The following is a 25,680-nucleotide window of genomic DNA, read 5'->3' as shown; positions in this document are numbered from 1 at the left end:
GTCAAGCCGCCGACTGCGTGCGGTTTTGTTGCGTGCCCAGCCCCTGAATGCCCAGTTGCAGGGTTTGGCCCGGTTGCAAATACACGGGTGGCGCAAAACCCATACCTACGCCGGCAGGCGTGCCGGTGGCAATGATGTCACCGGGATGCAAGCTCATGAACTGGCTGACGTAGGCGATGAGTTCGGCAACGCCGAAGATCATGTCTGCGGTGTTACCGTCCTGACGGCGCACACCGTCTACGTCCAACCATAGGGGCAGGCGTTGAGGGTCCGTGACTTCATCGCGCGTTACCAGCCAAGGGCCGATAGGGGCGAAGGTATCAGCGGACTTCCCTTTATCCCATTGACCGCCGCGTTCCATTTGCCAGGCGCGTTCGGACACATCGTTGACGATGCAATAACCTGCCACATGATCCAGCGCCTGGGCTGGATTGATACGACGCGCGGTCTTGCCGATGACTACACCAAGCTCGACTTCCCAGTCGACTTTTTCTGCATTTGCGGGAAACTCGATAGGATCATGCGGACCAATGATGGCGCTGGTGGCCTTGAAGAAAATAATGGGTTCTTTGGGTTCGGCCAGTTTGGCTTCACGGGCATGATCCCGATAGTTGAGCCCGATGCAGATGATCTTGCCAATGGCGCCTACGCAAGGGCCAAGACGAGTCTGCGCCGCGACGATGGGCAGGTTGGCCGGATCCGTGGCGGCGATGCGTGCCAAACCCTCGTCTGACAGGTTTGCGCCTGCGATATCGTCGATCAGGCTCGACAAATCGCGAATCTGGCCGCTTTCATCCAGCAACCCGGGGTGTTCGGTTCCCGTGTTTCCCCACCGTACCAGCTTCATATCGATTCACTCCAGAAATTTGGTCGCCAGGACATTGGCGATAGGAATAATGTACATTGTGTGCAATGTACATTTTAGTAGGGTAATCCCGAAGGATGCGCTGTTGTGCTGCATGAGACACTTTCGGATAGTGCCCGCCTGACGCGTGCCCGGCAGTCGCGATACCATTGCGCGCAAGGAGTACATGGGCGGATATGCAAACGATGACCAAGACAGTATGTTGAAACCTACAAACGATCCTTCCGTGGCATTGGACAGAATGTCCATCCAAGACCGTGCCTATCAGTTGCTGAAGAGCATGATTGATGAAGGCCGTCTGCAGGCGGGGGAGAAATTGCTGGAAGCTGAAGTCGCCAAGGCATTCAGCATCAGTCGATCGCCTGCGCGTCACGCATTACGGACCTTGTGTGAAGAGAAACTGATTCGTGAGTCGGCCGGACGTGGTTATGAGGTGATTGGCGTACGCGGCAAGGGCGTTGCGCCAGTGACGGGATTGCCCCGTCGTGCTGTGCTGGATAACGTGCAGATCATGCCTGTGCCGCAGTGGGAACGCATGTATGGCCAGTTGGAGCGTGAGCTGTGCACACAAATGATTTTTGCCAACGTGCGCATTGTGGAAGAGCGCGTGGCCGAGCATTTTGGGGTCAGCAGAACGGTGGTCCGCGATGTGCTGGCGCGCATGCATAGCGTAGGATTGGTCAGCAAGGATTCACTGGGGCACTGGATTGCTGCGAACGTTACTCCGGACAAGACACATCATTTATATGAGTTGCGCTGGATGTTGGAGCCCGAGGCATTGCGTCAGGCTGCACCGCATGTTTCGATGAGCTATCTCGAGCGTGCGCGTGCTACGGCGCTGGATGCATTGGATGGATTTCCGCGCGAGGGCTTCGATACTGACGTTGTCGAACATGACCTGCATGTCACGTTGCTATCGCATTGTCCCAATGAGGAAATTCTGCACGCGTTGGGGCGTACCCGAGTGTTGTTTGTGCCAACCCGGTATTTATTTGACCCCGTACTGCATATCCCATTGAGCCTGATCGAGGATGCCCTGCGCGAACATGTGCAGATATACACGTTGTTGCTGGATCGCAAGCCGGCTCAGGCTGCGCGCGCGTTGCATGAGCATCTGCGGCAGGCTGATGATCGCTGGCTCAAGCGTTTTCAGGGCGCATCATCGATCAAACCGATGGAAATGCCCCCCTATTTGGTAAAACTGTGATGCGACGGTGTGTGCCGGGCTCAAGCTGATCTTGCCGCTCGCGACTCGACCTGTTCCCACGCGATATCGGCGACTCTCGTAAACCGATTTCCCATCGCCTCTGCATCCGCGCTGGCTGCTGTTCCCCGCAGCACACGGCCCTTGATCCCGTGCAGGATGGCGGCAAAGCGGAACATGTTGAAGACGACGTAAAAATCCAGGTCGGGAATTCCCGCGCGCCCAGTGCGTTCGCAATAGGCCCGCACATAGGCCTGTTCATCGGGCAACCCCGAGGCCTGCAAGTCCAGCCCCCCGATCCCTCCCAATATGTCCGGCGGCATGCGGAACATCATGGCGTGATACGCAAAATCCGCTAGAGGATCACCCAAGGTGGACAGCTCCCAATCCAGCACCGCGAGTACCTTGGGTTCTGTCGGATGGAAAATCATGTTGTCTGCCCGAAAGTCGCCGTGCGTGATGGTGACATCCTCCGTATCGGGCAGATGTTTGGGCAGCCATTGGACGAGTTGGTCCATCGCCGGATGACGGCCCGCGAGATCATCCTCGAGATATTGCTTGGACCAGCGGTCGATTTGGCGTTTGACGTAACCTCCGGGCCGGCCGTAGTCACCCAGGCCGATAGCGGTGTAGTCGATCTGGTGCAGCGCTGCCAGCGTGGCATTCATGGCATCCATGTACTGAGCGCGTGCTTCACGCGGTACGTCGGCGAAACTGGCATCCCAGAATACGCGCCCCTCCACCATGTCCATGACAAAGAACCAGCTGCCGATGACGCTGTCATCGGTGCACAGGCCATAGATCCGTGGTACTGCGAAACCTACAGTCCCTAGTGCGCTCATCACGCGGGCCTCGCGTTCTACGGCGTGCGCGCCTTTCAGCAATACGCCTGGCGGTTTGCGTCGCAGGACATAGTTGCGAGCCGGTGTCTGCAGGCGATAGGTCGGATTGGATTGCCCGCCCTTGAATTGGTCTATCGTCAGCGGTCCTTGGTATCCCTCCACGTTGGCCTGCATCCACGCCTCTAAAGCAGCCTGGTCGATGCGATGCTCGGGTCGGATGGCCGTGGTGCCTGCGAAGTTGCCGCTCGCCTTACTCATGCGAGCCTCCGTGCAAAGCATCGCGTTTCATCTTTTTCGCCAGCGACCATTTGTGGACCTCGGTCGGGCCGTCATAAATGCGGAACGCACGGACTTCGCGAAAGATCTGTTCGACGATGGTGTCACGCGAGACACCAGTACCGCCCATGACTTGCACGCAGCGGTCTGCTACGCGAAATAGTGCGTCCGATACCGCGACCTTGGCCATGGAGCTTTCAGTGGTGGCTTGAGAGCCGGAATCCAGTACGCCAGCGCACCAATCGATCATCAGGGCGGCTTGTTGCAGATCGATCAAGTTATCGGCCAGCATGAAGCCCACACCCTCGTGATCGATCAGCGGCTTGCCGAAGGCTTTGCGTTTGACGGCATATGCAGTCGCGATTTCGTGCGCGCGCGCGGCGCCGCCGAACCAACGCATGCAATGCGACAGGCGGGCCGGAGACAGGCGGATCTGCGCATAGCGAAAACCCTCGTGCACTTCGCCGAGGACGTCTTCCTGTGGAACGATGAGGTTATCGATGACGATCAAGGCGTGGCCGCCGGGCATCGAGCTGTCTATGGTATCGAGGATGCGTTCGATACGAATGGCGGGATGGGGCAGTTTGACCAGGAACATCGTGGCTTGGACTTTGTCGCCGGTATTGCTGCGTGCCATCACGATGCCGACTTCGGCGCCTTCTGCACCGGTGATGAACATCTTGCGTCCGTTGATGATCCAGTTATCGCCCTGTTGAACGGCGGTCGTCTGCAGCATCGAAGGATCGGATCCCGCACCGCCGTCGACCGCAGGTTCGGTCATGTAAAAGGCCGAACGCGCGTGTCCACTGACCAGCCGGTCCAGGTACTTGGCCTTTTGCGCTGGGGTGGCGACTTTGCCCAGCAAAAACATATTGCCTTCGTCGGGCGCCATGGTGTTGACCGCTATCGGTCCCAGTGGCGACAGGCCTGAACGCTTGAGCACGGCAGCAGTCTCCTGCTGCGTCATGTGGCTGCCATCGGACAGGATGTGCGGCGTCATTACACCGGCAGCGCGAGCCTTGGCACGCAGTTCCTCGACCAGTTCTGATGTCGGGCCATGTGCAGTGCGGCGCGGATCGTTCTCATAAGGCACCACGACGTTACGCACAAACGCCTCAACGCGTTCACCGGCTTCGCGGCTGCGTTCGCTGGGGTAGGGGGTGTACATGCCTGTTTCCTCAAAGCGTGTTGACGAGATGGCCGCCATCGACCACCAGCACCGAGCCTGTCATGTAGCGCGACGCGTCGCTGCATAACAGCAGCAAGGGTCCATCGAGATCCTCGAGCTGGCCGAGACGCCGTTGCGGAATACGTTTGATCAATGCTTTACCGGCGTCGGATTGCCAAAAATCGGCGTTGATCTCGGTCTCGATATAACCCGGCGCCAGGGCATTGACGCGAACGCCATAACGCGCCCACTCCAGTGCCAGCGTCTTGCTCAGCTGGATGACCCCAGCCTTGGACACGGCATAGGACACGATGCCGCCCGCCTGGCGCAGACCCAGAATGGAAGCCACATTGATGATGCTGCCACCATTGGCCTGTAGCGCGGGCAGCAAGGATTGCGCCAGGAAAAACATCCCTTTGAGGTTGGTGTCCAGCACGGCATCCCAGTCCTCCGAACTGTGCGTGGCTGCCGCACTTTCGCGCACGATGCCCGCGTTATTGATCAGCACATCGAGAGTATCGATGTGCTTGACCAGCTCGGTATGGCTGGCGGCATCCGTGACATCAAAGGGCAGGCACAGCGGGGCCACGCTGCACGATAGCGTGTCGGCAAAGGCCTGCAGCCGGTCCAGCCGCCGGGCGGCGAGGATCAATTGCGCACCCTCGGCGGCCAAGGTTTTGGCAAAGTGCTGTCCCAGGCCGCTGGAGGCGCCTGTGATGAGTACCCGCTTGTTTGCGACGGATAGTGATGACGCCATCGTATTTGTCTCCTCTGGTTCTATTGATCCGCTGCCGGGCGCTAGGCTAGGCGATGAGCAATATTGTCATCCGTGGGGTAGAATTGTTCCATAAAATTGTAGGATGATTTATCTGGCCTGACCAGACCTTTATTTTGATGTGACTAGATCCTTGCTCATGAGCCCATCTGCCCTCGTTGCTGAAACCGGCGATTTGCCGTCGCTACAACCGAAAGCCAAGAGCGCCTCCGATATGGTGTTTCAGGGCATCTTGCGCGAGCTCGAGGCGCATGCCCTGGTGCCTGGCCAACGTCTGGTCGAAGTCGATCTGGTTGCACATTTCGGGGTGGGGCGCAATTCTGTGCGCGAAGCCCTGCAGCGGTTGGCGGCAGAGGGGGTCATCGAGCTCTCGCGGCACAAGGGGGCGGCGATACGATCGCTGAGCCAGCAGGAAACACTGGATGTGCTGGACGTGGCCGAGCGCATGGTGGGCCTGTTGGCGCGCACGGCGGTTCGGGGTGCAGGCGAGCCGTCCGCCCGTGCATCGTTGCAAGAGACCTTGCAGCAATTGGAACAGGCCGATCAGACGCAGGACGGCATTGCTTTTGCCCGCGCCCGCCGGCGGTTTTATCGGGTATTGCTGGATATGGGGGGGAACCTGGAACTCAAGCGCCTGTTTCCTACGATTTTGATGCCGGTGGTGCATGCCCAGCATCGTTTGCCCAGCCTGCAGAAAATGCGTCTTGACGACTATCGGCGCATTGCCTTGGCCGTATTGGACGACAAACCGGACCAGGCCGAGGCGGCGGCCAGCGCGCACGTGAACCATGTGCGCACGACGATTCAGACCGCCTATGCCGCTGGTACGTCGTCCTGACCCAGAAAGCCGCCGCTCTGGTGTTGCCACAAGTTGGCGTACACGCCATTCTGCTGCAGCAGCTCAGCATGAGTGCCTTGCTCGATGATGCGGCCTTGGTCCATCACGATCAGCCGGTCCATCGCTGCGATCGTGGACAGGCGATGCGCGATCGCAATCACCGTCTTGCCCTGCATCATTTCGCTGAGGCTCTCCTGTATGGCGGCTTCGACTTCGGAGTCGAGGGCGCTGGTGGCCTCGTCCAGTAACAGGATCGGGGCATTCTTGAGCATGACCCGTGCAATCGCGATGCGTTGGCGCTGTCCGCCCGACAGCTTCGCTCCGCGTTCGCCGACCTGGGTGTCGTAGCCTGTGCGGCCTTGCGGGTCGCTCAGGCGTTGAATGAAATCATCGGCCTGGGCATGCATGGCGGCCGCTTGTATATCCGCATCGCTGGCCTCGGGCAGTCCATAGGCGATGTTGTCGCGAATACTGCGATGAAGCAATGACGTGTCTTGGGTGACCATGCCGATGGCTTGCCGCAAGCTGTCCTGGGTCACGTGAGCGATGTTTTGTCCATCAATGCAGATGCGGCCTGCATCGACATCGTAAAAGCGCAGCAGCAGATTGACGAGTGTGGACTTGCCTGCGCCGGAACGGCCGACAAGGCCGATTTTCTCGCCCGGTTTCACGGTCAGGCTCAGTCCATCCAGCACCTGACGGTTGCCGTTGTAGTTGAACGAGATCTGGTCGAAGACGACTTCGCCCTTGGTGATCTGCAGCGTCGTTGCGTCGGGTTGATCCTGGACTTTGACCTTGCGGGAAAATGTCCCGATGCCATCCTGCACCGTGCCGATAGCCTCAAAGAGCGAGGTCATCTGCCACATGATCCAGTGCGACATGCCGTTGACCCGCAAGGCCATTGCCGTCACGGCGGCCACCGCGCCGGGCCCTACTGAACCGACATGCCACAAATGCAGGGCATATCCGCCAGCAGACAGAATCAGCCCGACCACCAATGCCTGATTGGTAATTTCGAATTGGCTGACCAGGCGCATCTGCCTATAACCGGTCAGCTTAAAGTCTTCCATCGCGGCGCGCGCGAAATGCGCCTCGCGATTGGTATGCGAAAACAATTTAACGGTAGTGATATTGGAATACGCATCTGTCACACGGCCTGTCATGGACGAGCGCGCGTGTGCTTGTTCCTGCGATACCTTGCCCAATCGCGGAATGAAATATCGCATCGTCAGCCCATACAGGACGATCCAGGCGAGAAACGGGATCATCAGCCGGCTGTCAAAACCTCCTGCCAGGGCGATGATGGTCACAAAATAGATGCCGATGCCCAGCACAATCTCGGAAAACGTAAACAGCACCTCGCGTACGGCGAGGGCGGTCTGCATGACCTTGGTGGTGACACGTCCGGCAAACTCGTCGGCAAAGAACGACAGGCTTTGCTGCAGCATCAGGCGGTGAAAATTCCAGCGCAGCCGCAGCGGGAGATTGATCGCCAATATCTGATGCTGGATGATGGTCCGTGCGGCAACCAGGCCGATACTGGCGACCAGCACGATACCGATGCTCCACAGCACCCGCGTTTCCTCGGCAGATATCGCATCCGTCTGCCAATCGGCCAGAAAATCCACGATCTGGCCGAGAAAGGCAAATAACCAGGCCTCATAGATCGAGACGCTGGCGCTGAACAGCGCCAGCAGGGCGAGATAGCCACGCGCGCCTTTGGAGCACGCCCATAGGAACCGCAACAACCCCTTGGGAGCGATGGCGGGAGATTCGGTGGGAAAGGGATCAAGCAGGTGTTCAATCGGGCGGGGCAAGATAGCCTCCGGTGATGCAGGGAAAAAGGAGACTTTACGACATTCGATGCCTATTCTGCCCGATCGTGACCGTGCCGGGCATATCGGCGCCCCGGTTGCGAGGCTTTCTGGGATGAATCGATAGTGCGCGCTTTCCTGCTGTGCTCGTGGGCCGCCCTTTTTGGGAGTGATTTGGCTAAAGGATCAGTTCGCTTTTAAACCCGCAGTCTCGATTACGGGCGCCCATTTCTGGCGTTCGCTTTGGGCAAACTCGGCCAGGGCGCGGGATGAACCGCCGGCAGGTTCATGGCCGAGTTCGAGTAAACGTTTTTGAACATCAGGCCGCTTGAGGATCTTGGCCAATGCCTGGTTGAGCGTTTTGACGGTGGCAGGCGGCGTTCCGTGGGGCGCGTATACGCCGTTCCAAGCGACCACCTGAAAGCCGTCTATCCCTTCGCCTGCGACGGAGGGTACGCCAGGCAAGAGGGCCGATGGCTTGAGAGATGTGACCGCCAGAGGCTTTATTTTGCCGCTGTCTATCAGGGACCGAGATGCGCTGACGGTATCAATGGCGAGAGCGACGCGACCGCCGATGAGGTCTGTCATGACGGTACTGGAACCTTTATAAGGGATGCCAGTAATGCGCGTGCCTGTCTGTTTTTCAAAAAGTTCCAGAACCAGGCGTGCTGTGGTGCTGGGCAGGCCTGCATCAATACTGTCAGGTTTGGCTTTGGCGGTGTCGAGCAGCGCCTTAATGCTGGTATACGAGGATCCTGGCGACGTCAGAAGAACCATTGGAAAGGTGCTGACCAGAATCACAGGCTCGAAATCCCTCTCAGGATCGAACGGCACGCTGTTGTAGAGATAGGGGTTGAGTACGTGGGTGCCGTTTGTCCCCATAAGGATTGTGTATCCGTCAGGGGCGGCGCGTGCTGCTTCGGCCGCACCGATGTTGCCTCCAGCGCCGGGACGGTTCTCCACGACGAAGGCCTGACCTAGTTCTTTGGTCAGATGCTCCGCCAGCAAGCGCGTGGCGACATCGGTGCCCTGGCCCGCTTGATATGGCACGATCACGCGTACCGGTTTTTCCGGATAGGAAGCAGCGGCGGCGAGTTGGCTGAGGGACAGCATTACTGCAGCAAACAATCTTTTCATCTTTGTCTCCAGGTGGATGAGGTGTTGCTGTTTTTTTGCTATGTCTGAGTTTCTAGGGACTGGGCAAAACCCCGCGCGCGCGCAATTGCGCAATATGTTCGTGGCCAAAGCCGCTCTCGAGCAGAATTTCTTCAGCGTGCTGAGCGAATCGAGGTGGTACGTTGCCCGGCGTACCGGGCGTACGGCACAAGTGGTTAGGCAGACCGACGCCGTGATAATCATCTCGGTCGACTCGTGCGGCAGCCGCCTGGGCTTGCGCGAATGCTTCCGGCACACTGTTAATAGGGCCGACAGGTACGCCCAGTTGCATTAACTCCCGGCACAGGTTCAGACGATCTTTGTTTGTCAGTGCACGACTGATGGCGGCGGTCAGCGCGTCACGATGGGAAAGCCGCGCGGCATTGCTGGCGAAACGTGGATCAGCGATCAACTCGGTCAGTTCAAGATGGTCGCAGAATCGACGAAACTGCCGATCATTGAGTATGCCCAGAAATACCGATCCGTCTTTGCAATGGTATTTGTCGTAAGGGGCGATATTAGGGTGTGCGCTACCCAGCAGCTGCGGGGTCTTGCCTGAGTACATCCAGTTGGCAGCGTGCGGGACAAGCAGGCTTAGGGCGGTGTCGAATAGAGTCGCTTCGACACGCTGGCCACGATTGCTGATGCTGCGCTCTACCAGCGCCATCAGTATTCCAGTCATGGCCGTGTAGGCGGTCAAATGGTCAACGATCGGAATGCCGATGCGCGTAGGGCCGGACTCGGGTTCTCCGTTGACACTCATCAAGCCGCACATCGCCTGCAGAATGGCGTCGTAACCTGGCATCCCACCCATAGGGCCTCTGTCGCCAAAGCCGGAGATAGAGCAATAAATCAGGCGGGGAAATTTTTCGGCGAGAACGGCGTCGAAATCCAGTTGCCAGCGTGCCATGGTGCCGGGCAGGAAGTTCTCGACCAGCACGTCCGCGTTTTCCAACAGCCGCAGCAAGACTTCGCGTCCCTCCGGTTGGGCCAGATCGAGTGCCAGGGCGCGCTTTCCGCGATTGACGGCATTGAAGTAGGCTGCAGTGCCGCAGCTGTCGAAAGGAGGCCCTAGCGTCCGTGTTTCATCGCCCGCAGGCGGCTCGACCTTGATAACGTCTGCGCCGTTGTCTGCCAGCATCTGGGTGCATAATGGTCCTGCCAATACCCGGGATAGGTCTATCACCCTAAGGCCACTCAGCGAGCCCTTGTGATGATGGTCTAGCATGATCGTTACCTCACATGCAGCGAGTCCGGCCGCAGGCCGGAACTCTGTGGGGCGGTGGTTAGCCGCGAGAGGGGAGCTCCACTACGCCGATACCCAGCACTGACAGTTCATTGTCCTGATTTCGAGCCTCTTGCTCGATTTCAACGAGATGCCTGCCCTCTTCGACATATTTACGCTTGACCTTGCCAGTAAAGAAAAGCATGTCGCCTTCGGGGTTATGGCGGCGGATCTTGCAATACGATCTACGCAGAAAACCATCATCGCCCATCCAATTGGTCAGATGGTGAGTAAGCCACGAGTTTCGTTCCGGGCCATAGTCATAGGCACCCGGAGCGCCGACCTCCAGCGCGAAGTCTTCTTCCCAGTGCACCCGTTCCGGCACGTCCGGAATGCCAAAACGGTTGGTGATGCCGACGCCGGGATGGGCATCTATCAGTTGCCACGCAAGTTTATTGGCCCGAATATACAGGCCGCCCCAACCTTGCGCGTAGGCAATGAAACCAGTCACCGTCATGGGGCCCTTGAACAGAGTGGGGAGGCTTTCCCCTTCTGTGACGTCATCCCAATAGCGCGTTTCTGAGCCGCGAATTTCTTCGCGGGCATAGAGCTTATAGGCCTCGCGTATTTCTTCCTCGCTGTAGCGGCGTGGTTCGCGTGCGCGTACTTCCTTGTATTTGCTGCCTTGTTCACGGGCGTGGTCGCGCTCTGTGCGAAAGCACCAGCTGTCGGCTTCGGCCAGCTTGTCGCCCGCCTGGTTAAAGAAGTCGACGTGATAAATCTGCTGCACTGCGCGTCCGGCAAAGCGGGTCTCATGTTCAATGAGATCCTTCAGATAGGCCTCGGTGGAAATCACATCATTACGACGTATGGGCTTGTGCCAGGTCCAGTCTGCGCCCGACCACATCGCATGTACGCCTGGCAGTCCTCCTACATAACCCGATACGATGCGGCTGGTCGAGAACAAAAAGCTCGGCAGAGCGATGATGCCGCCGTAACGCGTTTTGGCGGCATATACCGGATCGCACCATAGAGGGTTATCGTCACCAATGCCATGCGCGTAATGACGGATATTGTCCCGGGTCGCCTCGTAGCACCACGGTTCGGCCGTAAAGCCGATTTTTACGCCGATACGTTGACGTAGCTCTTCCAGCCCCTGCTCGGTGATTTTGGGAAAGCTTCTTTGCATTTGAGTTTGAGTCAGCATGATGTCTCCGGTTCTGATTGTCATTGCACTGCGTCGGCCGCAGCGAGGTTGGCGATTTCCTGTTCGCGCAGTTTTTTGCGATGAATTTTTCCAGCAGGGGTCTTGGGCAACTCCGTCACGAAAACGACTTGACGCGGATATTCGTGCTGGCTGAGTTGCGTGCGTACCGTGTCTTGGATCTCTTGCGTGAATATGCCGTCGCCAGCGCGCCGTGTGACAACGAACGCCTTGACCACTTGACCACGCAGAGTGTCGGGCACCCCGATCGCAGCGGCTTCAATGACGTCAGGATGTTTGAGGATGGCGTCTTCGATTTCGACTGCGCTCATCGTCCATCCTGCAGAAATGATGACGTCGTCGGCGCGCCCGCCATGCCAGAAATAACCATCTTCGTCGATGCGGCCCAGGTCCTTGGTGGCGACCCAGGCGCCTCGCCGCCAAAGTTTGAGCTCTCCGGTAACGCCTGCCGGACATGGAAATCCATTGGCGTCTTGCACCTCTACACGCAAGCCTGGTACGGGTTTGCCAAGTGATCCAGGCTTGATCTGAAAATCTGGCGCACCGGGATAATTGACAAGGCAGACACCGATTTCGGTAGTGCCATACATACTGCCGGCTGGATGCCCGAATACGCTGGCGACAAATTCTGCTGTCTCGCTATCAATGGGTTCGCCGGTAAAGGAAAGCTTGTCCAAATAGTATTGGTAGTGCGTCGCGACACCGGAATTCCGCATCATGCGGTAATGCGTGGCTGCCGCCGATAGATTATTGAATCGATGATCCTGCAGAGCCTTGAGCAGTCGCTCGGCTTGATATTTGCCGCTATAAGCCCCGATTGTGACGCCCAGAGCCAACGGGGCTAGCGTGCCATGCCACAAACCATGCCCCCACGCGGGCGAGGAAGGGCACATAAACCGGTCGCCCGGGCGGATCCCGCTACCGTATAGTGCTGCCAGCATGAGCGTGACGATGGCACGATGCGAGTGCTTCACCGCATCAGGCAACTCTCGTGTCGTACCCGAGGTGTACTGAAAGATAGCGAGATCGTCGGCACGGCTTTGGCATTGGAAATGGTCGGGGTAGCCGATCAGGTCAGCCAGGAAACGGTCACTCGTCACGATCACATCGAGATTCGGCAGGTTTGGCACCTGCGGGGCCTTTTCGGAGTTGGTTATCAGTAGACGGGGCAAGCAGTCTTCAATGCGTAAACGAATTCCGTCCGGGCCAAAAAGGGTGAACAGGGGGACCGCGATTGCCCCCATCTTGATCGTGCCAAATAGCGACACATAGAATTCGCGCGAAGGCTCCAACATGACGGCAACCCGGTCCCCTGGCTGGACGCCACGCGCGACCAGGGCATGCGCAAAGCGTGATGCGTCGCGAGAGAGTTCGTCGAATCCCAGAATTTCGTCATCGCCGTTCGCCTTGACCAGGATCACTGCCGCTCGGCCGCTCTCGGCATGGCGATCAATGCACTCATGCGCAATGTTCATGTATTGGCTATCGCCGTCGAACAGCTCCCATAGCTTTTCAGGCGAGCAATGCGCCTGCGCATCGGCGTACGTCAGGTACTCCGTCAACTTTGTCATGACGTCCTTGTCTCCTCTTTCTTGTTGTGGCTCACTTTACGCAGCAGCGAATAAATTGTCAATTACGTTTATGAATTGTATTAGTACAATTATTGGCCGTGCGTTAAGAAGACCAAAACGCCGAAAGCGTCGTATCCTTAGCGCCATAGATGGAGACGAACGTATGAGCGATGTACATGGCGTTGCCCCCAAAGCGGGGCCGCGTATCCGGGAAGTGCCTGCGGTGACGCGGGCTTTTGCGATCTTGCGATTACTCGGGCGTGAAGGCGATCCGATGACGCTCAAGACCATTTCTGAAGAGCTCGGAATGGTCACCAGCACGTGTCTGCATATCTTGCGGGCGCTGGTAAGCGAGGGGCTGGTCAAGGTCGACGTGGGCAGCAAGCGATATAGCCTGGACGTAGGCATGCTGACGTTGGCGCGCAGCGTGATCGAGAGCAGTCCTTTTCCCGCATTGGCACAGCCTGTGCTGGACCGCCTGTCTAAAGAGGCAAATGTCACGGCGATCGGTGTCGAGATCGCGAGCCAGGACCATATGGTGGTACTGGCGCTTTCTCGTTCCCATGCACCATTCCGCTTGCATGTCGATGTGGGCAGCAGATTTCCTGCGCTGATCAGCGCAACAGGAAGACTGGTCGCGGCCTATACCAGCATGGACGAGGCTGATGTGGAACGTCGTTTTAAAGCCTTGCGTTGGGATCAACCGCCTGATATCGATGCTTGGCGTAAAGATGTAGCAAGCGTGAGAAAGAAGGGTTACAGCATCGATCGCGGAAACTATATCGACGGGGTGACAGTCGTTGCTGTGCCGGTATTCAATGGACAGGGCAGGCTGTCGCACTCTCTGGTTGCCGCAGCATTGTCGAATCAGTTGGTGGCGGCCAAAGCACAGGCATTGGCGAAAGACCTGCAGAACGAGGCCGAAACCTTGTCGGCACTGCTGGCCGGGAGAGCCTGAATATGACAACGGCAGTCGTGACGGAACAAATGCTGCGCGAGGGCGGTTGGCGTGAGCGCACAAACCAGGGTTTTTCCGCGTTGGTCGGGCCGATCTGGTCTCGCCGTGAAAAAGATACCTGGATGCTGGGCGTGTTGACGGGCGATCAGCATGCCAATGTCATGGGCATTGTGCATGGTGGATTGATAGCGACGCTCATGGATCAGGTGGTCAGTGTTGCCGCGTGGGAGGCGCTATCCCGTACACCTTGTGTAACTGTTCAATTGGATATGCACTGCCTGGCGCCAGCACAGGTAGGGCAGTTTCTGCAAGCACGTGGACAGGTGCTGCGTATGACGAATAGCCTCGTGTTTGTACGAGGGGAAATATCCGTGGGGGCGGATCCGATCGCCAGCGGCCAGGCCGTGTTGAAGAAAGTACGCGGGTAATTTTCGGGATTCATCTGTTGAGCGTCCTGTCTGCTCGGTAGTTGCCTCGGTTGCCTGAGGTGCCGACAGTCCAACGATGCAGAGGAACTGGTATCGATCGGTTTGACGCCATACTACGGAAATGGCGAGGCATTGGCGGCCAGTATCGAAGAGTCTCCGCTGATGAGCCATTTAGCGCTGCAACGATGCGCCTCCACAGATGCTTATATCCTGCCCGGTGATCGCGGCCGCTGCCGGAGACAGCAGGTAGCCGACCAATTGCGCAATTTCGCCGGGCTCGATCAATCTGCCAATCGGCGGCAGTTGCGCTGAGCTGGCAGATCGCGCCGGGTCATTCACCATACCTGTCGCGGTCGCCGCTGGCGAAACCACGTTGACCGTGACGCCGTGTGCGGCGACCTCTGCCGCCCAGCTGCGCGATAGCGCAATCAACGCGGCCTTGGTTGCGGCGTACTGGCCGCGGCCCGGCATGCCCTGCGCGACGCGGCTGCCGATGAATACGACCCTGCCGTCACGGCGGTCCACCATGGCGGGCACGATGGTGTTACACAATATGCTGGCAGCGTCGACGTGTAGGCGCCACATCAACTCGCCTGCATGACGATCCAACGCACCGACGCGTCCCACCCGCAGCACGCCTGCTGCATGTACCAAAGCATCGGCATCAAGCAATCGGGCGGCTATGCTTTCGACTTCCGCGGCGATGCCTAGGTCGGCCGTGACGGAGCGGAAGTGTTCGGACTCCAGTGTCGGTGCTGTGCGGTCCACCCCCGTCACACGCCAGCCGGCCTGCAACAGAAACTCGGCGATCGCTCGTCCGATTCCTGCGCTGGCGCCGGTTACGATGGCGTGTTTTTGCGGGGCGTCATCGTTCACATGTTGGTCATTGCACACGGATATTGGCCTCGGTCACAATTTTTTGTGCTTGTGCCATCTCCTCGCGTTGAAAGTTGGCGAAATCGGCTACCGAGCCAGGTTGGAACATCAGGCCTTGTTCGGTGAGCTTGGCCCTCATATCGGAGGCCAACGCGATGTTGACTTCTTTATTCAAACGCTCGGTGACCTCCGCAGGTAGATTGGCGGGGCCCCATAGCCCATACCAACTGTAGAACGCGTAACCAGGAATCGTTTCTGCGACGGTCGGTACGTCAGGCAAACTGCTTGCGCGTTCTGAGGATGTGACGGCGATGACCCGTAGCATGCCTGTCCTGTGATACTGCAGCGATCCCAGAATGGGGTCAATAAAGCCATTGATCTGTCCGCCGATCAAGTCGTTGAATGCCGGGGCGGTCCCTTTGTAGGGCACCGTCAAATATTCCAGATGGCCGGCACGCTTGAGCGATTCGGTGGCCAGATGGCCCGCTGATCCTATGGATCCCACCGCAAAGGTCATTTTGCCGGGGTTGGCCTGCGCATAGCTGATGAGCGACTTGATGTCGGTAATGGGCAGGTCTTTATTGATGGCCACGGAAAGCGGGGCTTTTGCAACCAACGCAATAGGAGTGAAGTCTTTCTCGACCCGATAGGGAACAGACTTCATTGTCATTTGCGTCGTGGTAAAGGTCGACGCGCTGAACAACAGGGTATAGCCGTCGGGTGTCGCACGGGCAACGGCGTCGCCACCAATGATGCCGTTGCCGCCAGGGCGATTTTCCACAACGATGGATTGACCCATCTGCTTGCCCAGTTTTTCCGCGAGCATACGGCCAACAATATCCAGCGTGCCACCCGGTGGAAAGGGAATGATCATACGTATCGGACGGGTGGGATAGTCTGCCGCGCCAGCTTGAGCAGACATCGCCAGAATCACTGCCGTGACGCACGCGCTGAGCAAAGTCTTGATGTGCATGATTGTCTTCCTCCTTGTTATATGTTGGCCGTTACGTTGTCAGCGTACGAGCAATCCTGCCTGTTTGACCGCGGCACGCAACGCGTCGAGTTCGCCTGCGGAAGGCGCCTCGGTGGGCGGGCGCACAGTGGCATCGTCGATGACGCCGGCGAGATACATGCCGCCCTTCATGCGCGCATGGGCTTCGCCTGTGGGCTCGCCGCCGCCATAGACGGCGTCTTTCAGAGGGGTAATGATGGCCTGGATTTCCACCGCTTTTTTGAGATCGCCCGCTTTGACGGCATTCCACAGATCGATGATCAGTTGCGGGATAAAGGTGGCAAAACCGACCAGCGCACCATCCACGCCCTGAACCATCGACGCGAGCAGATACTCATCGTGGCAGGTCAGAATGGCTTTGCTGGCGTTGGCCTCGCGGATCGCCTGAATGTCGCGGGCATACTTGTTCATGTCGCGCTGGCCGACCTTGAACGCTTGCACGTAGGGCAGACGAGCCAGGTCCGCCAATAACCGGGACGAGTACGAGGCGCGTGTCCAGGCGGGATAGACATGGCAGACCAGGTCGAGATCCGGCGCAGCATTGTGAATCGCCTCGAAATATTGCAGCGCATGGCCAGGGGTGAATCCAAAGCGCAGCCAATGGTGTGGCGGCATGACGTCCAACGCGGCGGCGCCTGCTTCTTTGGCGGCACGGGCATGATCTGCAGCATCGGCGAGACCTTCGCACACGATAGACGAAATGACGGGGGTCTTGCCTTTCAGTTCGTCGGCGACGATGCGAGTGACTTCCGCTCGCTCATGCGGCGTCAACGCGAAGACTTCGCCGGTATGGCCGTTGGTCATGACGGCAACGACTCCCTCGTGGCCGGCAAGCCAGGAAGCCAGCTTGCGCAGGGCAGGCTCGTCGATGCGATGATCGGGGGTAAACGGGCAGGAAATAGCAGGTATGATTCCCCGATAATTATTAATGGAAGGCATAGTCGTCTCCGGGTGTAGATAGCGAGTTCGATTCGAACTCGGATGCCGCTATGGTTTCTCATCCGCCTGCTGTCCGTCCAATACTCGAATCGCATAGAACTATTCACGGCAAAGATGGGCCCCGGAAACCGACCTCTCGATCTCGAATGGCTAGAAGATTTTCTGGCCCTGGCAGAATGCGGCAATTTCTCGCGGGCGGCCGAGGCTCGCCGCATTGCACAACCCGCTTTCAGCCGCCATATTCGGGCGCTCGAGGAATGGGTGGGGGTGGATCTGTTCGATCGCAGTGCGCATCCTGCCGCGCTGACGGCGGCGGGCAAGCGCTTTCATCCGTTGCTGGAGGACATCCTTGCCAGCCTGCAGGCCGCACGCATCAAGGCGCAGATCGCGCATGACGTGGCAGCCGCGAGCCTGCGGTTTGCTGCGACGCACGTGCTGTCGTTGACGTTTTTCCCATCCTGGTTGAGCCGCCTGGAGGGGCAACTGCACCTCGGGTCGATTCAGACCATGTCTGATAGCGCGCAGACTTGCGAGGACGCCATGCTGCAGCGCCGGGTGCAATTCATGCTTTGCCATGGCCATGCCCGGATGGTCAATCGATTGGATGAGGCGAATTATCCAAAATTGATCCTGGCACAAGACGTCTTGATGCCGGTATCTGTACCCGATGAGCAAGGGCGAGCGCGGCATAGTCTGGACGCAGCGTGTGTTCCGCCTTTGTTGGCCTATAGTGAAGGCGCGGGGCTGGGGCGGATATTGCGCGCCGAAATGCGCCAATGGTTTGGGAGCAGTGCAGAGGCGATTTCGCATCCTGGCGCGTCCGTCGTGTTCACGGCGCATCACGCCTTGTTGCTCAAGTCCATGGTTCAAGCCGGCCGTGGCGTAGCGTGGCTGCCCGAAAGCCTCATTCGCCGAGAACTGGAACTAGGTGAATTGGTGGCTGCTGCGCAATCCTCGGCATATGTCTCCGTGGATATTCGCCTGTATCGGCAGCCCTTTGAAATGGCGCCCGCCGCGGAAAAAGTATGGCAATTGGCGAGCGGCGAGAATTGAACAGGTGCAGTTTTCTTTGACTGCGCCGCACCGCGGATTTCAGCGTCTCAGCTGACGGCCTTCAGCGGAAAAACAGTGTGGACGCGTTCGCCTCTGGCGTCGATCGCCACCGTGACGGGCATGTCGCGCACCTCGAATTCATAAATCGCCTCCATGCCCAGGTCCTCGAACGCGACGACACGTGCCGCCTGGATCGCGCGTGCCACGAGATAAGCGGCGCCGCCCACTGCACTCAGGTAGGCGGCACCGTTTGCCTTGATGGCATCTATCGCAATAGGGCCGCGCTCCGCCTTGCCTATGGTTACCAGCAATCCGGTTTCGGCTAATAGCCTCGGCATGAATTTGTCCATGCGGGTGGCGGTGGTGGGACCTGCCGGACCGACAGCTTCGCCGTCGATGGGATCCACGGGGCCGACATAATAGAGCGCACGGTTGCGCAGTGGCACCGGCAGGGGCAGTCCTTTAGCGAGCAGGTCCACCATGCGCTTGTGCGCCGCATCGCGTCCGGTCAGGAGTTTGCCCGACAACAAAAGTGTCTCGCCCGCTGTCCATTGAGCGACATCGCTTTGTGTCAGGGTGTTGAGATCAACGCGTTTGCCTTCTTGCAGAGGCAGCGCATCGGGGATACCGTCCCAGACATGAGGGTCTGTTTGTGCAAGGCGCGCAGGACCCTCCGCAGGCATCTCAAAGGAAACAAAACGCGTCGCCGCGCAGTTTGGTACCAGGGCGACGGGCAAGAGCGCCGCATGCGAGGCCGAGGTAGCGACCTTGACGTCCAGGACGGTCGTGTCGCCGCCCAGGCCCTGCGCGCCGATGCCTAGTGCGTTGACGCGCTGAAAGACTTCTATCCTGAGCTGCTCCTCGGCGTCACGAGGGCCCCGTTTGAGCAGGTCTTGCATGTCGATGGGCTTGAACAGTGCACGTTTTGCCATCGATACGGCTTGTTCGGGTGTGCCTCCGATGCCTAAGCCCAGTACGCCGGGTGGGCACCATCCCGCTCCCATGCCGGGTAGCTGGGACACGACCCAGTCCGCGACAGAATCGCTGGGATTGAGCATGGCATAGCGCGTCTTGACGTCACCGCCACCGCCTTTGGCGACGACGGTGAGCGTCAGTGCATCGCCTTCGACGAGGTCCACTTGGACAATTGCGGGAGTATTGTCTCGCGTGTTGCGGCGTGTTCCGAGCGGGTCCTGGATCATCGACGCCCGCAATGGATTTGTCGGGCAGCCATAGGCGCGAGCGACGGCGCGATTGGCGATGCTTTGCAGACTGGGCGTGGGGCCCGGCTCATCGTGGCAGATGCGGACATCCATGCCCATAGTCACATAGACATGCGCAACGCCCGTGTCCTGACAGACGGGCCGGCGAGCCTGTGCACTGAGCTTGCTGTTGATCAGCAACTGCAGCAATGCATGGCGCGCCGGGACCTTGCTTTCCGTTGCGTGCGCCGCCTTCAGGGCTTGCACAAAATCCGCGGGGTGGGTGTAGCTGATCGCTTGCAAGGCCTCAGCAATGCTGGTTTCGATATCGGCGGCTGACACGCGGCGCATGGTGTTTTTCCCTTATTGCAGGGTGATGCCGGCTTGTTTAATGACCGCTGCCCAGCGTTTGCCTTCGTCTGCGGTGAACTGCTGGAATGCCGCGGGGGCATATTGCTCGGGTGGCAGCAATTTGATGCCTTGGTCACTCATCTTGCTGGTGAAGTCTTTGTCTTGCACGGCCTTCTGCCATGCTTGATACAAGGTCTGTACGACTTGATCCGGCGTGCCCTTCGGTGCATATAAACCAAACCAGGTCGCGACCTCGAATTTCGGAATTGCTTTTTCTCCTATCGTAGGCACATCGGGAAACTGTGCCATGCGGTCCGGAGAGGTCAGGCCCAGTGCCCGCACTTTGCCGCCCTTGGTTTGTGGCAAGGCGGTGTTGGTCTGGTCGAACATGGCATCGACTTGGTTGCCCATCAGGTCGTTCAATGCAGGGCCGGCGCCCTTGTAGGCGATAGGCGTGATTTCTATGCCGGCCTGGCTGGCGAACATTGCCGCGACCAAGTGCGAGGTGGACCCTACGCCTGCATTACTGAAGTTCAGTTTCCCGGGATGCTGTTTACCATAGGCGACCAGGTCGGACACGGATTGGTGGGGTGAGGACGCGCCTACCAACAACACCAATGGGGTATCGGGAAACCGAAACACAGCCTTGAAATCTTTGACCGGGTCGTACGGCAAGCTTGAATACAGCGCAGGAGCTGCCGCCATATAGCCGATGTGGCCGACCAGGAATGTATAGCCGTCCGGCGCTGATTTGGCGGCTTTGGTTGCGCCTATCGTGCCTCCTGCGCCGCCGACGTTCTCGACCAGAATGGTTTGCCCCAGCTCTTGGGAAACGCGATTGGCGACATTGCGCGCCATCGCATCCGTCGGGCCGCCTGCGGCAAACGGCACGATCCAGGTAATTGCCCGGTTGGGATAGTTGTCTTGTGCTTGCGATGACATCGGCAGGGCGAATGCCCCGGCGATGGTGAGTGCAGCTATCAAGTTTTTCATAATGTCTCCGTCCTGTTATGTGTGGTGGAGGCGAATGCTCAGGCTCGCCCCGAGAGTGAATAGGCGCGCATGCGATCCACCATGGCGGGCGCAGCGCCCAGATAATTGGCGGGGTCGCACAGGCGTTCAATTGCCGTACCGTCCAACCGCTCGGTGACGCGGGCATCCTCTTTCAGGACATCAGCCAAGCGGCGGCGTGAAGTCGCGGCAGCACGGCAGGCGTCATAGACCACGTCATGCGCGGTCTGGCGGCCGATATGCGGAGCCAGGCCCATCATGACGGCTTCGGCCACAATGAGGCCGCCGGAAATATCCAGATTGCTCGCCATGCGTGCAGTGTCGACCTCCAGGCCGCCCAGCATGAACTTCGCCTGGTGCAGCGCGCCAGCGGTCAAGACGAACGCTTCCGGCACGGCTGACCATTCGATATGCCACGGACCTGTCGCGCGTTCGAAGTCCTGCAGCATGGCATCCAACGCCAGACCGGCATGTTGACGCACCGTTTTAGAGGCGCTCCACATGAGTTCGCAAGAAATCGGATTGCGTTTTTGCGGCATCGTGCTGGATGCGCCACGGCCTTTGACAAACGGTTCAAAGGCTTCGCTGAATTCGTTGGTCATCATCAGCATGATGTCGACAGCGATCTTGCCCAACGACCCGGCGACCAGGGCCAGAAACTGTACGGTTTCTGCCAGGCCGTCTCGGGCGACATGCCACGTGATGGGCGTTGCCCCGAGGCCCAATTCTTGCATGAGCGCGGCATGTACGGCCAGGCCCTGGTCTCCGAGCGAGGCCAGCGTGCCGGCGGCGCCGCCAAATTGGCCGATCAACACGCGTGGGCGTAATTGGGCCAGGCGTTCGCGATGACGGCGCACCATCAGCAGCCACACGGCGGCCTTGTAGCCGAAGGTGATGGGCAGGGCATGTTGCAGGTGTGTGCGGCCCGCCATCGGTGTGTCACGATATTGCAGCGCGAGCTTGTCCAGTATGCCGTCCAGCGCGGTCAGGTCGGCGTCGATGATCTCCAGTGCATCGCGCACCTGCAGCACAGTAGCCGTGTCCATGATGTCTTGCGTGGTGGCACCCCAATGCAGGTATTCGCCCTCGGCGCCACATATCCGGGACAACTGGTGTACGAGCGGCAAGATGGGATAACCGACGATTTCGGTTTCGATGCGCAGCGCTTCCATATCGATAGCCGCCGCGTCCGCGCGCGCCGCAATCGCGTCGGCGGCCTGCGCCGGGATGACGCCTAGTCGGCCCTGCACACGGGCCAGCGCGACTTCGGTTTCCACATAACGCCGTACCGTGGCGGCGTCGTCGAACACGGCGCGCATCGCGTCGGTGCCGAACATGTCTTTGAACAGGGCAGATTCGAGAACGGAGACTGGCATATATGTACGCTCATAAAAAGTTGTACGTACATTTAAGCAGGCCTGATTTTGCGCGTCAATATCGGGAATTACCCGTAACGGGGTGGCATCTGGGGCAGCAGATAGAATGGAGGTTGTTGCTGACTTTCCCGCCGCCATGTCAATTACGCTGTACACCCGCATCTCAGAAGAACTCGCACGGTTGATCGCAAATGGCGTGTATCCCGTGGGCACAGTGCTGCCTGCCGAGCACACGTTGACCGAGCAGTTCGACGCCAGCCGCCATACGGTGCGCGCTGCGCTGCGTCAGTTACAGGATCTGGGATTGATCGCGCGCCGTCGCGGGAGTGGAACGGTGGTGATTGCGGCTAGACCGAAGGCGGGTTTCAGTCAGTCCTTGAGCTCGCTGGAAGATCTCGTACAGCTGGCGGTGCGCAGCCCCCGGACGATCAAGCAGGTTCAGGAAGTCGTGGTGGACGTGGAACTAGCCGCTTATCTGGGCGTGGGGCCAGGGACGCGATGGTTGAAGTTTTCATCGACACGCGGCGTTGACGGCGCGCCACCGGTGGCGTGGACGGATCTTTATGTCGATGCTCACTATAAAGGCGTTCGCAAGCTCGCTCGCGAACATCCAGATCGATTGGTCTCTGAGTTGATCGAAGAACATTACGGTCGCCGCATTGCGTCGGTTGAGCAGACGATTTCGGCAGTGGCGATTCCGGCGTCGGTCGCAAAGGAGCTGGCAGTGCCGGCCGACTCTCCTGGCCTGTTGATTCGCAGGCAGTACAAGGATCAGGCCGGTCAATTGGTCGAGGCGTCGTGTTCTTATCATCCCGCAGGGCGGTATGAGTTTTCAACGACGCTGATTCGAGAGCAGTGATACGAAAGTAATTGCCAAGCCTGCCTGTCTAACCGCCGGTGTCGGTCGATGTGAGCAGGTGGTCGAGAATGGGGCGTCCGCCTTCGATGATGTCGCGCACGATGCTGGCCTCGCACGCCTGCGGGTCGCGGGCTTTTAGTGCTGAAAACAAGGCTTCGTGCTCGTGAGGTTCGATTTTACTGGGATCGACATTCTTGTAGATCAGGTTGAGGTAGGGACCCGTGCGCACCCATAGCGATTCGATCATCGCCACGAGTTCTTCGCGTTGACTCAGTTCGTATACGCCGAAGTGAATTTCCCGATTCAATCGCAAGGTGGTCGAGTACTGGCCCTCTCGCTTGGCCGCAATCATTCTCTTGTGCAGGGCCTTTAGCGCGGTGATGTGCTGCGTCTGGACGTGCTCTGCCGCGCAGCGAGCCGCCAAGCCCTCTAGCGCGACACGCATGTCGCGCAGTTCCACGAACTTTTCGCGTGATAGCGTCGGCACGGTGACGGAACGATTGATGTTCATCGTCAATGCCCGCTCCGCTACCAACTGCAGCATGGCTTCACGCACGGGCGTCTGGCTGACGCCCAACTTTTCGGAGAGCATCCGGCCGGTCAATTTCTGGCCCGGCATTAATTCTCCGATCGCCAACGACGATCGCAGTGCTTGATAGACCTTCGATGACAGATTGGAGTGGCTGATTCGAGCCGCGGACAGACTGTCTGGCTGTTCCGAGGGGGAGGTGGGGTCGACTAGTCGCATAGGGTGGGTTGTCTTGTCAGTACTGCTTCATACCACATCCACACGGGTACTCAGACTGCTCGACGATATTTCGAAAGAAGTGTTGACGTAAATTATATTTTATAAAATACTTAAAAAAACACCACAACACTGACTCGGAGACAACTCTCATGGCGGCATCGGCGGCAGGCAATGCATTGGTTTCGCGCGGGCTTTTGTATCAAGGCACCGTGGCGCATCGACTGGCAGAGGGGCTGAAGCGGCACGGCGTGACGTGCCTGTTTGGCCAAAGCCTGCCGTCGCTGGTGCATCTGGCAGGGCGGGAGTTCGGGATCAAGCAGATCGCCTATCGCCAGGAAAATACAGGCGGCTATATGGCTGACGCCTATGCGCGCGTCACGGGAAAAGTGGGCATCGTGACGGCGCAAAACGGCCCGGCCGCCGCGTTGCTGGTGGCACCACTGGCCGAGGCTCTCAAGGTTTCCGTGCCAGTCATTGCCCTGGTCCAGGAGGTCTCCAGAGACCAGACGGACAAGAATGCGTTCCAGGAACTGGACCATGAATCGATGTTCCGTCCGGTCACCAAATGGGTCAGGCGAGTGACCGAGGCCAGTCGGATTGATGACTACCTGGATATGGCTTTCACGGCAGCCTGCGGTGGCCGTCCTGGTCCGGCGGTTCTGCTATTGCCAGCCGATTTGTTGCTGGAGCCCGCACCGGCAAGTGCCGCCCGCAAGGCGAACCTGGGGCAGTTCCCGCTAGACCGGTCCCTCCCGCATAGTGACTCCCTGAAGGCGGCGGCCGAGTTGCTGGCTTCAGCGCAGCGCCCGGTAGTGATTGCGGGCGGAGGCGTACATTTGTCAGGCGCAGCACAGGCCTTGGCTCGCCTGCAGGAACAGTACAGCCTGCCTGTTGCGACCACCGTGATGGGCAAGGGCGGCGTGGACGAGACACATCCCTTGTCGATCGGCGTGGCTTCGTACTTTATGGGCGAGAATGGCTCTGCCCGATACATGCGCCATTTGATCTCGGATGCTGACGTCGTGCTATTGGTCGGGAATCGCACCAATCAGAATGGCACCGACTCCTGGAAACTCTATCCGTCGGGTGCGCGGTTCATCCACATTGATGTAGATGCCCAGGAAATCGGCCGGAACTATGAGGCATTGCGGCTGACCGGCGACGCTCGTACCACCTTGGAGGCACTATGCGATCAGCTTGCCACGGTCGATACCTCCGCCAGAAGGCAAGCACGTGCAGAGGTCGAATCGGCGATTAAACGTGGCCGGGAACAGCACGAAGAACAAGTCGCCTCGCTCATAGGCAGTGACTCTGCGCCCATGCGCCCGGAGCGCATCATGCGCGAGATCGACAAACGATTGACAGCCGAATCGGTCGTGGTGGCCGATGCCAGTTACTCGTCAATCTGGATCGCCAACTATATGCGCGCGCGCGCAGCCGGCAGCCGGTTCATTACCCCCCGGGGGCTGGCAGGCCTAGGATGGGGGTTCCCCATGGCGTTGGGCGTACGCGTGGCTCGGCCGCAAGCGCCGATATTCTGCGTCGTCGGTGATGGCGGTTTCGCCCATGCGTGGGCAGAGCTCGAAACCGCCGTACGTATGAAACTGCCCGTGGTGCTGGTCGTGCTGAATAATCAGATTCTGGGCTATCAAAAGCATGCGGAAAATATCAAGTTCGGCGAATACACCAGCGCCTGCGAGTTCAGCCCCGTTGATCATGCCGCTATCGCCCGGGCGGTAGGTGCCGAGGGTATCCGCGTGGAAAAAGCAGAGGATCTCGGCGCCGCCTTGGACCGAGCCATGTCGTCAGATACGGTGACCCTCATCGACGTCATTACCGACCCCAATGCCTTTCCACCGGTGACGTGGTACGAGTCCAACTGATTTCATCCACTGCAAAAGTGTGCCCC

Annotated in this window: 23 protein-coding genes; 7 read left to right on the top strand and 16 right to left on the bottom strand. The window is 58.8% G+C overall.

The window, feature by feature from the left end; genetic code table 11:
* Position 1: 1 nt before the first annotated feature.
* Positions 2-847, bottom strand: coding sequence for a fumarylacetoacetate hydrolase family protein (locus ACNA0I_RS00550; RefSeq protein ID WP_415804116.1), 846 nt, complete (start codon positions 845-847; stop codon positions 2-4).
* Positions 848-1,106: 259 nt separating this feature from the next.
* Here ACNA0I_RS00550 and ACNA0I_RS00545 point away from each other — a divergent pair, with 259 nt between their 5' ends.
* The gene (locus tag ACNA0I_RS00545; protein ID WP_415804115.1) at positions 1,107-2,072 is read left to right on the top strand and encodes a GntR family transcriptional regulator; all 966 of its coding nucleotides are present in this window, start codon (positions 1,107-1,109) and stop codon (positions 2,070-2,072) included.
* 20 nt (positions 2,073-2,092) lie between these two features.
* Here the strand turns inward: ACNA0I_RS00545 and ACNA0I_RS00540 are convergent, their stop codons facing one another.
* Genes ACNA0I_RS00540 through ACNA0I_RS00530 form a run of 3 tightly spaced genes read right to left on the bottom strand, consistent with a single transcriptional unit; the run spans position 2,093 to position 5,112 of the window.
* A complete protein-coding gene (locus ACNA0I_RS00540) occupies positions 2,093-3,169 on the bottom strand; it encodes a phosphotransferase (RefSeq protein WP_415804114.1) in 1,077 nt (358 codons plus the stop codon).
* Positions 3,162-4,355 (bottom strand): acyl-CoA dehydrogenase family protein, encoded by a 1,194-nt coding sequence (locus ACNA0I_RS00535; RefSeq protein WP_415804113.1) that lies wholly within the window; start codon positions 4,353-4,355, stop codon positions 3,162-3,164. Before ACNA0I_RS00535 ends, ACNA0I_RS00540 begins: the two co-directional genes overlap by 8 nt.
* Positions 4,356-4,365: 10 nt before the next feature.
* Complete coding sequence (locus tag ACNA0I_RS00530) at positions 4,366-5,112, bottom strand: SDR family NAD(P)-dependent oxidoreductase (RefSeq protein WP_415804112.1); 747 nt, start codon at positions 5,110-5,112, stop codon at positions 4,366-4,368.
* A 157-nt stretch (positions 5,113-5,269) separates the two neighbouring features.
* Here ACNA0I_RS00530 and ACNA0I_RS00525 point away from each other — a divergent pair, with 157 nt between their 5' ends.
* On the top strand, positions 5,270-5,968 hold the full coding sequence (locus ACNA0I_RS00525; protein WP_415804111.1) for a GntR family transcriptional regulator: 699 nt from the start codon (positions 5,270-5,272) through the stop codon (positions 5,966-5,968).
* Here the strand turns inward: ACNA0I_RS00525 and ACNA0I_RS00520 are convergent.
* The 5 genes from ACNA0I_RS00520 to ACNA0I_RS00500 all read right to left on the bottom strand — a co-directional run bounded on the left by ACNA0I_RS00520 (position 5,944) and on the right by ACNA0I_RS00500 (position 12,958).
* Positions 5,944-7,788, bottom strand: coding sequence for an ABC transporter ATP-binding protein (locus ACNA0I_RS00520; protein WP_415804816.1), 1,845 nt, complete (start codon positions 7,786-7,788; stop codon positions 5,944-5,946). The two genes, ACNA0I_RS00525 and ACNA0I_RS00520, sit on opposite strands and share 25 nt — an antisense overlap.
* A 180-nt stretch (positions 7,789-7,968) precedes the next feature.
* Positions 7,969-9,027 (bottom strand): Bug family tripartite tricarboxylate transporter substrate binding protein, encoded by a 1,059-nt coding sequence (locus ACNA0I_RS00515; RefSeq protein WP_415804110.1) that lies wholly within the window; start codon positions 9,025-9,027, stop codon positions 7,969-7,971.
* Positions 8,972-10,165 carry a CaiB/BaiF CoA transferase family protein gene (locus ACNA0I_RS00510; protein ID WP_415804109.1) on the bottom strand — a complete coding sequence of 398 codons (1,194 nt, stop codon included), beginning with the start codon at positions 10,163-10,165 and terminating at the stop codon, positions 8,972-8,974. The genes ACNA0I_RS00515 and ACNA0I_RS00510 overlap by 56 nt, the downstream gene beginning before the upstream one ends.
* A 58-nt stretch (positions 10,166-10,223) precedes the next feature.
* Positions 10,224-11,369 carry an FAS1-like dehydratase domain-containing protein gene (locus ACNA0I_RS00505; RefSeq protein WP_415804108.1) on the bottom strand — a complete coding sequence of 382 codons (1,146 nt, stop codon included), beginning with the start codon at positions 11,367-11,369 and terminating at the stop codon, positions 10,224-10,226.
* Positions 11,370-11,389: 20 nt separating this feature from the next.
* Complete coding sequence (locus ACNA0I_RS00500) at positions 11,390-12,958, bottom strand: acyl-CoA synthetase (protein WP_415804107.1); 1,569 nt, start codon at positions 12,956-12,958, stop codon at positions 11,390-11,392.
* Between the two features lie 163 nt (positions 12,959-13,121).
* Here ACNA0I_RS00500 and ACNA0I_RS00495 point away from each other — a divergent pair, with 163 nt between their 5' ends.
* On the top strand, positions 13,122-13,916 hold the full coding sequence (locus ACNA0I_RS00495) for an IclR family transcriptional regulator (protein ID WP_415804106.1): 795 nt from the start codon (positions 13,122-13,124) through the stop codon (positions 13,914-13,916).
* 2 nt (positions 13,917-13,918) lie between these two features.
* Complete coding sequence (locus tag ACNA0I_RS00490; RefSeq protein WP_415804105.1) at positions 13,919-14,344, top strand: PaaI family thioesterase; 426 nt, start codon at positions 13,919-13,921, stop codon at positions 14,342-14,344.
* A gap of 171 nt (positions 14,345-14,515) precedes the next feature.
* Here the strand turns inward: ACNA0I_RS00490 and ACNA0I_RS00485 are convergent, their stop codons facing one another.
* The 3 genes from ACNA0I_RS00485 to ACNA0I_RS00475 are packed head-to-tail and all read right to left on the bottom strand — an operon-like array spanning position 14,516 to position 17,171.
* Positions 14,516-15,220 carry an SDR family NAD(P)-dependent oxidoreductase gene (locus tag ACNA0I_RS00485; protein WP_415804104.1) on the bottom strand — a complete coding sequence of 235 codons (705 nt, stop codon included), beginning with the start codon at positions 15,218-15,220 and terminating at the stop codon, positions 14,516-14,518.
* 7 nt (positions 15,221-15,227) lie between these two features.
* Entirely contained in the window at positions 15,228-16,193 is a 966-nt protein-coding gene (locus ACNA0I_RS00480) for a Bug family tripartite tricarboxylate transporter substrate binding protein (RefSeq protein WP_415804103.1), read from the bottom strand.
* A 39-nt stretch (positions 16,194-16,232) separates the two neighbouring features.
* Complete coding sequence (locus tag ACNA0I_RS00475) at positions 16,233-17,171, bottom strand: dihydrodipicolinate synthase family protein (RefSeq protein ID WP_415804102.1); 939 nt, start codon at positions 17,169-17,171, stop codon at positions 16,233-16,235.
* Between the two features lie 114 nt (positions 17,172-17,285).
* Between ACNA0I_RS00475 and ACNA0I_RS00470 the strand changes: the two genes are divergently transcribed.
* Entirely contained in the window at positions 17,286-18,224 is a 939-nt protein-coding gene (locus ACNA0I_RS00470) for a LysR family transcriptional regulator (protein ID WP_415804815.1), read from the top strand.
* 47 nt (positions 18,225-18,271) lie between these two features.
* Here ACNA0I_RS00470 and ACNA0I_RS00465 read toward each other — a convergent pair whose 3' ends face one another.
* From ACNA0I_RS00465 to ACNA0I_RS00455, 3 genes are read right to left on the bottom strand one after another with little or no spacing between them, the layout of a single operon-like run.
* On the bottom strand, positions 18,272-19,777 hold the full coding sequence (locus ACNA0I_RS00465; RefSeq protein WP_415804101.1) for a fumarate hydratase: 1,506 nt from the start codon (positions 19,775-19,777) through the stop codon (positions 18,272-18,274).
* Between the two features lie 12 nt (positions 19,778-19,789).
* Complete coding sequence (locus ACNA0I_RS00460; RefSeq protein WP_415804100.1) at positions 19,790-20,770, bottom strand: Bug family tripartite tricarboxylate transporter substrate binding protein; 981 nt, start codon at positions 20,768-20,770, stop codon at positions 19,790-19,792.
* 38 nt (positions 20,771-20,808) lie between these two features.
* Positions 20,809-22,164 carry a class-II fumarase/aspartase family protein gene (locus ACNA0I_RS00455; protein ID WP_415804099.1) on the bottom strand — a complete coding sequence of 452 codons (1,356 nt, stop codon included), beginning with the start codon at positions 22,162-22,164 and terminating at the stop codon, positions 20,809-20,811.
* Positions 22,165-22,270: 106 nt separating this feature from the next.
* On the opposite strand from ACNA0I_RS00455, the gene ACNA0I_RS00450 reads away from it, so the two are divergent.
* Positions 22,271-23,023, top strand: a complete 753-nt coding sequence (locus ACNA0I_RS00450; protein WP_415804098.1) for a GntR family transcriptional regulator — start codon at positions 22,271-22,273, stop codon at positions 23,021-23,023.
* A gap of 28 nt (positions 23,024-23,051) precedes the next feature.
* Here the strand turns inward: ACNA0I_RS00450 and ACNA0I_RS00445 are convergent, their stop codons facing one another.
* On the bottom strand, positions 23,052-23,771 hold the full coding sequence (locus ACNA0I_RS00445; protein WP_415804097.1) for a GntR family transcriptional regulator: 720 nt from the start codon (positions 23,769-23,771) through the stop codon (positions 23,052-23,054).
* A 149-nt stretch (positions 23,772-23,920) separates the two neighbouring features.
* Between ACNA0I_RS00445 and ACNA0I_RS00440 the strand changes: the two genes are divergently transcribed.
* Positions 23,921-25,654, top strand: coding sequence for an acetolactate synthase catalytic subunit (locus tag ACNA0I_RS00440; protein WP_415804096.1), 1,734 nt, complete (start codon positions 23,921-23,923; stop codon positions 25,652-25,654).
* Positions 25,655-25,680: the final 26 nt, after the last annotated feature.

It is taken from the genome of Bordetella muralis (genome assembly GCF_965139205.1).
In the GTDB taxonomy this organism is placed as follows: domain Bacteria; phylum Pseudomonadota; class Gammaproteobacteria; order Burkholderiales; family Burkholderiaceae_B; genus Bordetella_A; species Bordetella_A muralis.
The sequence above is the reverse complement of the archived record's forward strand: the minus strand, read 5'-3'. Positions and strand labels throughout refer to the sequence as shown.

What these genes read in the sequence shown, in the direction of transcription:
- ACNA0I_RS00550 (WP_415804116.1), bottom strand. Translation starts at nt 847, where the DNA reads ATGAAGCTGGTACGGTGGGGAAACACGGGAACCGAACACCCCGGGTTG.
- ACNA0I_RS00545 (WP_415804115.1), top strand. Translation starts at nt 1,107, where the DNA reads ATGTCCATCCAAGACCGTGCCTATCAGTTGCTGAAGAGCATGATTGAT.
- ACNA0I_RS00540 (WP_415804114.1), bottom strand. Translation starts at nt 3,169, where the DNA reads ATGAGTAAGGCGAGCGGCAACTTCGCAGGCACCACGGCCATCCGACCC.
- ACNA0I_RS00535 (WP_415804113.1), bottom strand. Translation starts at nt 4,355, where the DNA reads ATGTACACCCCCTACCCCAGCGAACGCAGCCGCGAAGCCGGTGAACGC.
- ACNA0I_RS00530 (WP_415804112.1), bottom strand. Translation starts at nt 5,112, where the DNA reads ATGGCGTCATCACTATCCGTCGCAAACAAGCGGGTACTCATCACAGGC.
- ACNA0I_RS00525 (WP_415804111.1), top strand. Translation starts at nt 5,270, where the DNA reads ATGAGCCCATCTGCCCTCGTTGCTGAAACCGGCGATTTGCCGTCGCTA.
- ACNA0I_RS00510 (WP_415804109.1), bottom strand. Translation starts at nt 10,165, where the DNA reads ATGCTAGACCATCATCACAAGGGCTCGCTGAGTGGCCTTAGGGTGATA.
- ACNA0I_RS00505 (WP_415804108.1), bottom strand. Translation starts at nt 11,369, where the DNA reads ATGCTGACTCAAACTCAAATGCAAAGAAGCTTTCCCAAAATCACCGAG.
- ACNA0I_RS00500 (WP_415804107.1), bottom strand. Translation starts at nt 12,958, where the DNA reads ATGACAAAGTTGACGGAGTACCTGACGTACGCCGATGCGCAGGCGCAT.
- ACNA0I_RS00495 (WP_415804106.1), top strand. Translation starts at nt 13,122, where the DNA reads ATGAGCGATGTACATGGCGTTGCCCCCAAAGCGGGGCCGCGTATCCGG.
- ACNA0I_RS00490 (WP_415804105.1), top strand. Translation starts at nt 13,919, where the DNA reads ATGACAACGGCAGTCGTGACGGAACAAATGCTGCGCGAGGGCGGTTGG.
- ACNA0I_RS00480 (WP_415804103.1), bottom strand. Translation starts at nt 16,193, where the DNA reads ATGCACATCAAGACTTTGCTCAGCGCGTGCGTCACGGCAGTGATTCTG.
- ACNA0I_RS00475 (WP_415804102.1), bottom strand. Translation starts at nt 17,171, where the DNA reads ATGCCTTCCATTAATAATTATCGGGGAATCATACCTGCTATTTCCTGC.
- ACNA0I_RS00470 (WP_415804815.1), top strand. Translation starts at nt 17,286, where the DNA reads ATGGGCCCCGGAAACCGACCTCTCGATCTCGAATGGCTAGAAGATTTT.
- ACNA0I_RS00465 (WP_415804101.1), bottom strand. Translation starts at nt 19,777, where the DNA reads ATGCGCCGCGTGTCAGCCGCCGATATCGAAACCAGCATTGCTGAGGCC.
- ACNA0I_RS00460 (WP_415804100.1), bottom strand. Translation starts at nt 20,770, where the DNA reads ATGAAAAACTTGATAGCTGCACTCACCATCGCCGGGGCATTCGCCCTG.
- ACNA0I_RS00455 (WP_415804099.1), bottom strand. Translation starts at nt 22,164, where the DNA reads ATGCCAGTCTCCGTTCTCGAATCTGCCCTGTTCAAAGACATGTTCGGC.
- ACNA0I_RS00450 (WP_415804098.1), top strand. Translation starts at nt 22,271, where the DNA reads ATGGAGGTTGTTGCTGACTTTCCCGCCGCCATGTCAATTACGCTGTAC.
- ACNA0I_RS00445 (WP_415804097.1), bottom strand. Translation starts at nt 23,771, where the DNA reads ATGCGACTAGTCGACCCCACCTCCCCCTCGGAACAGCCAGACAGTCTG.
- ACNA0I_RS00440 (WP_415804096.1), top strand. Translation starts at nt 23,921, where the DNA reads ATGGCGGCATCGGCGGCAGGCAATGCATTGGTTTCGCGCGGGCTTTTG.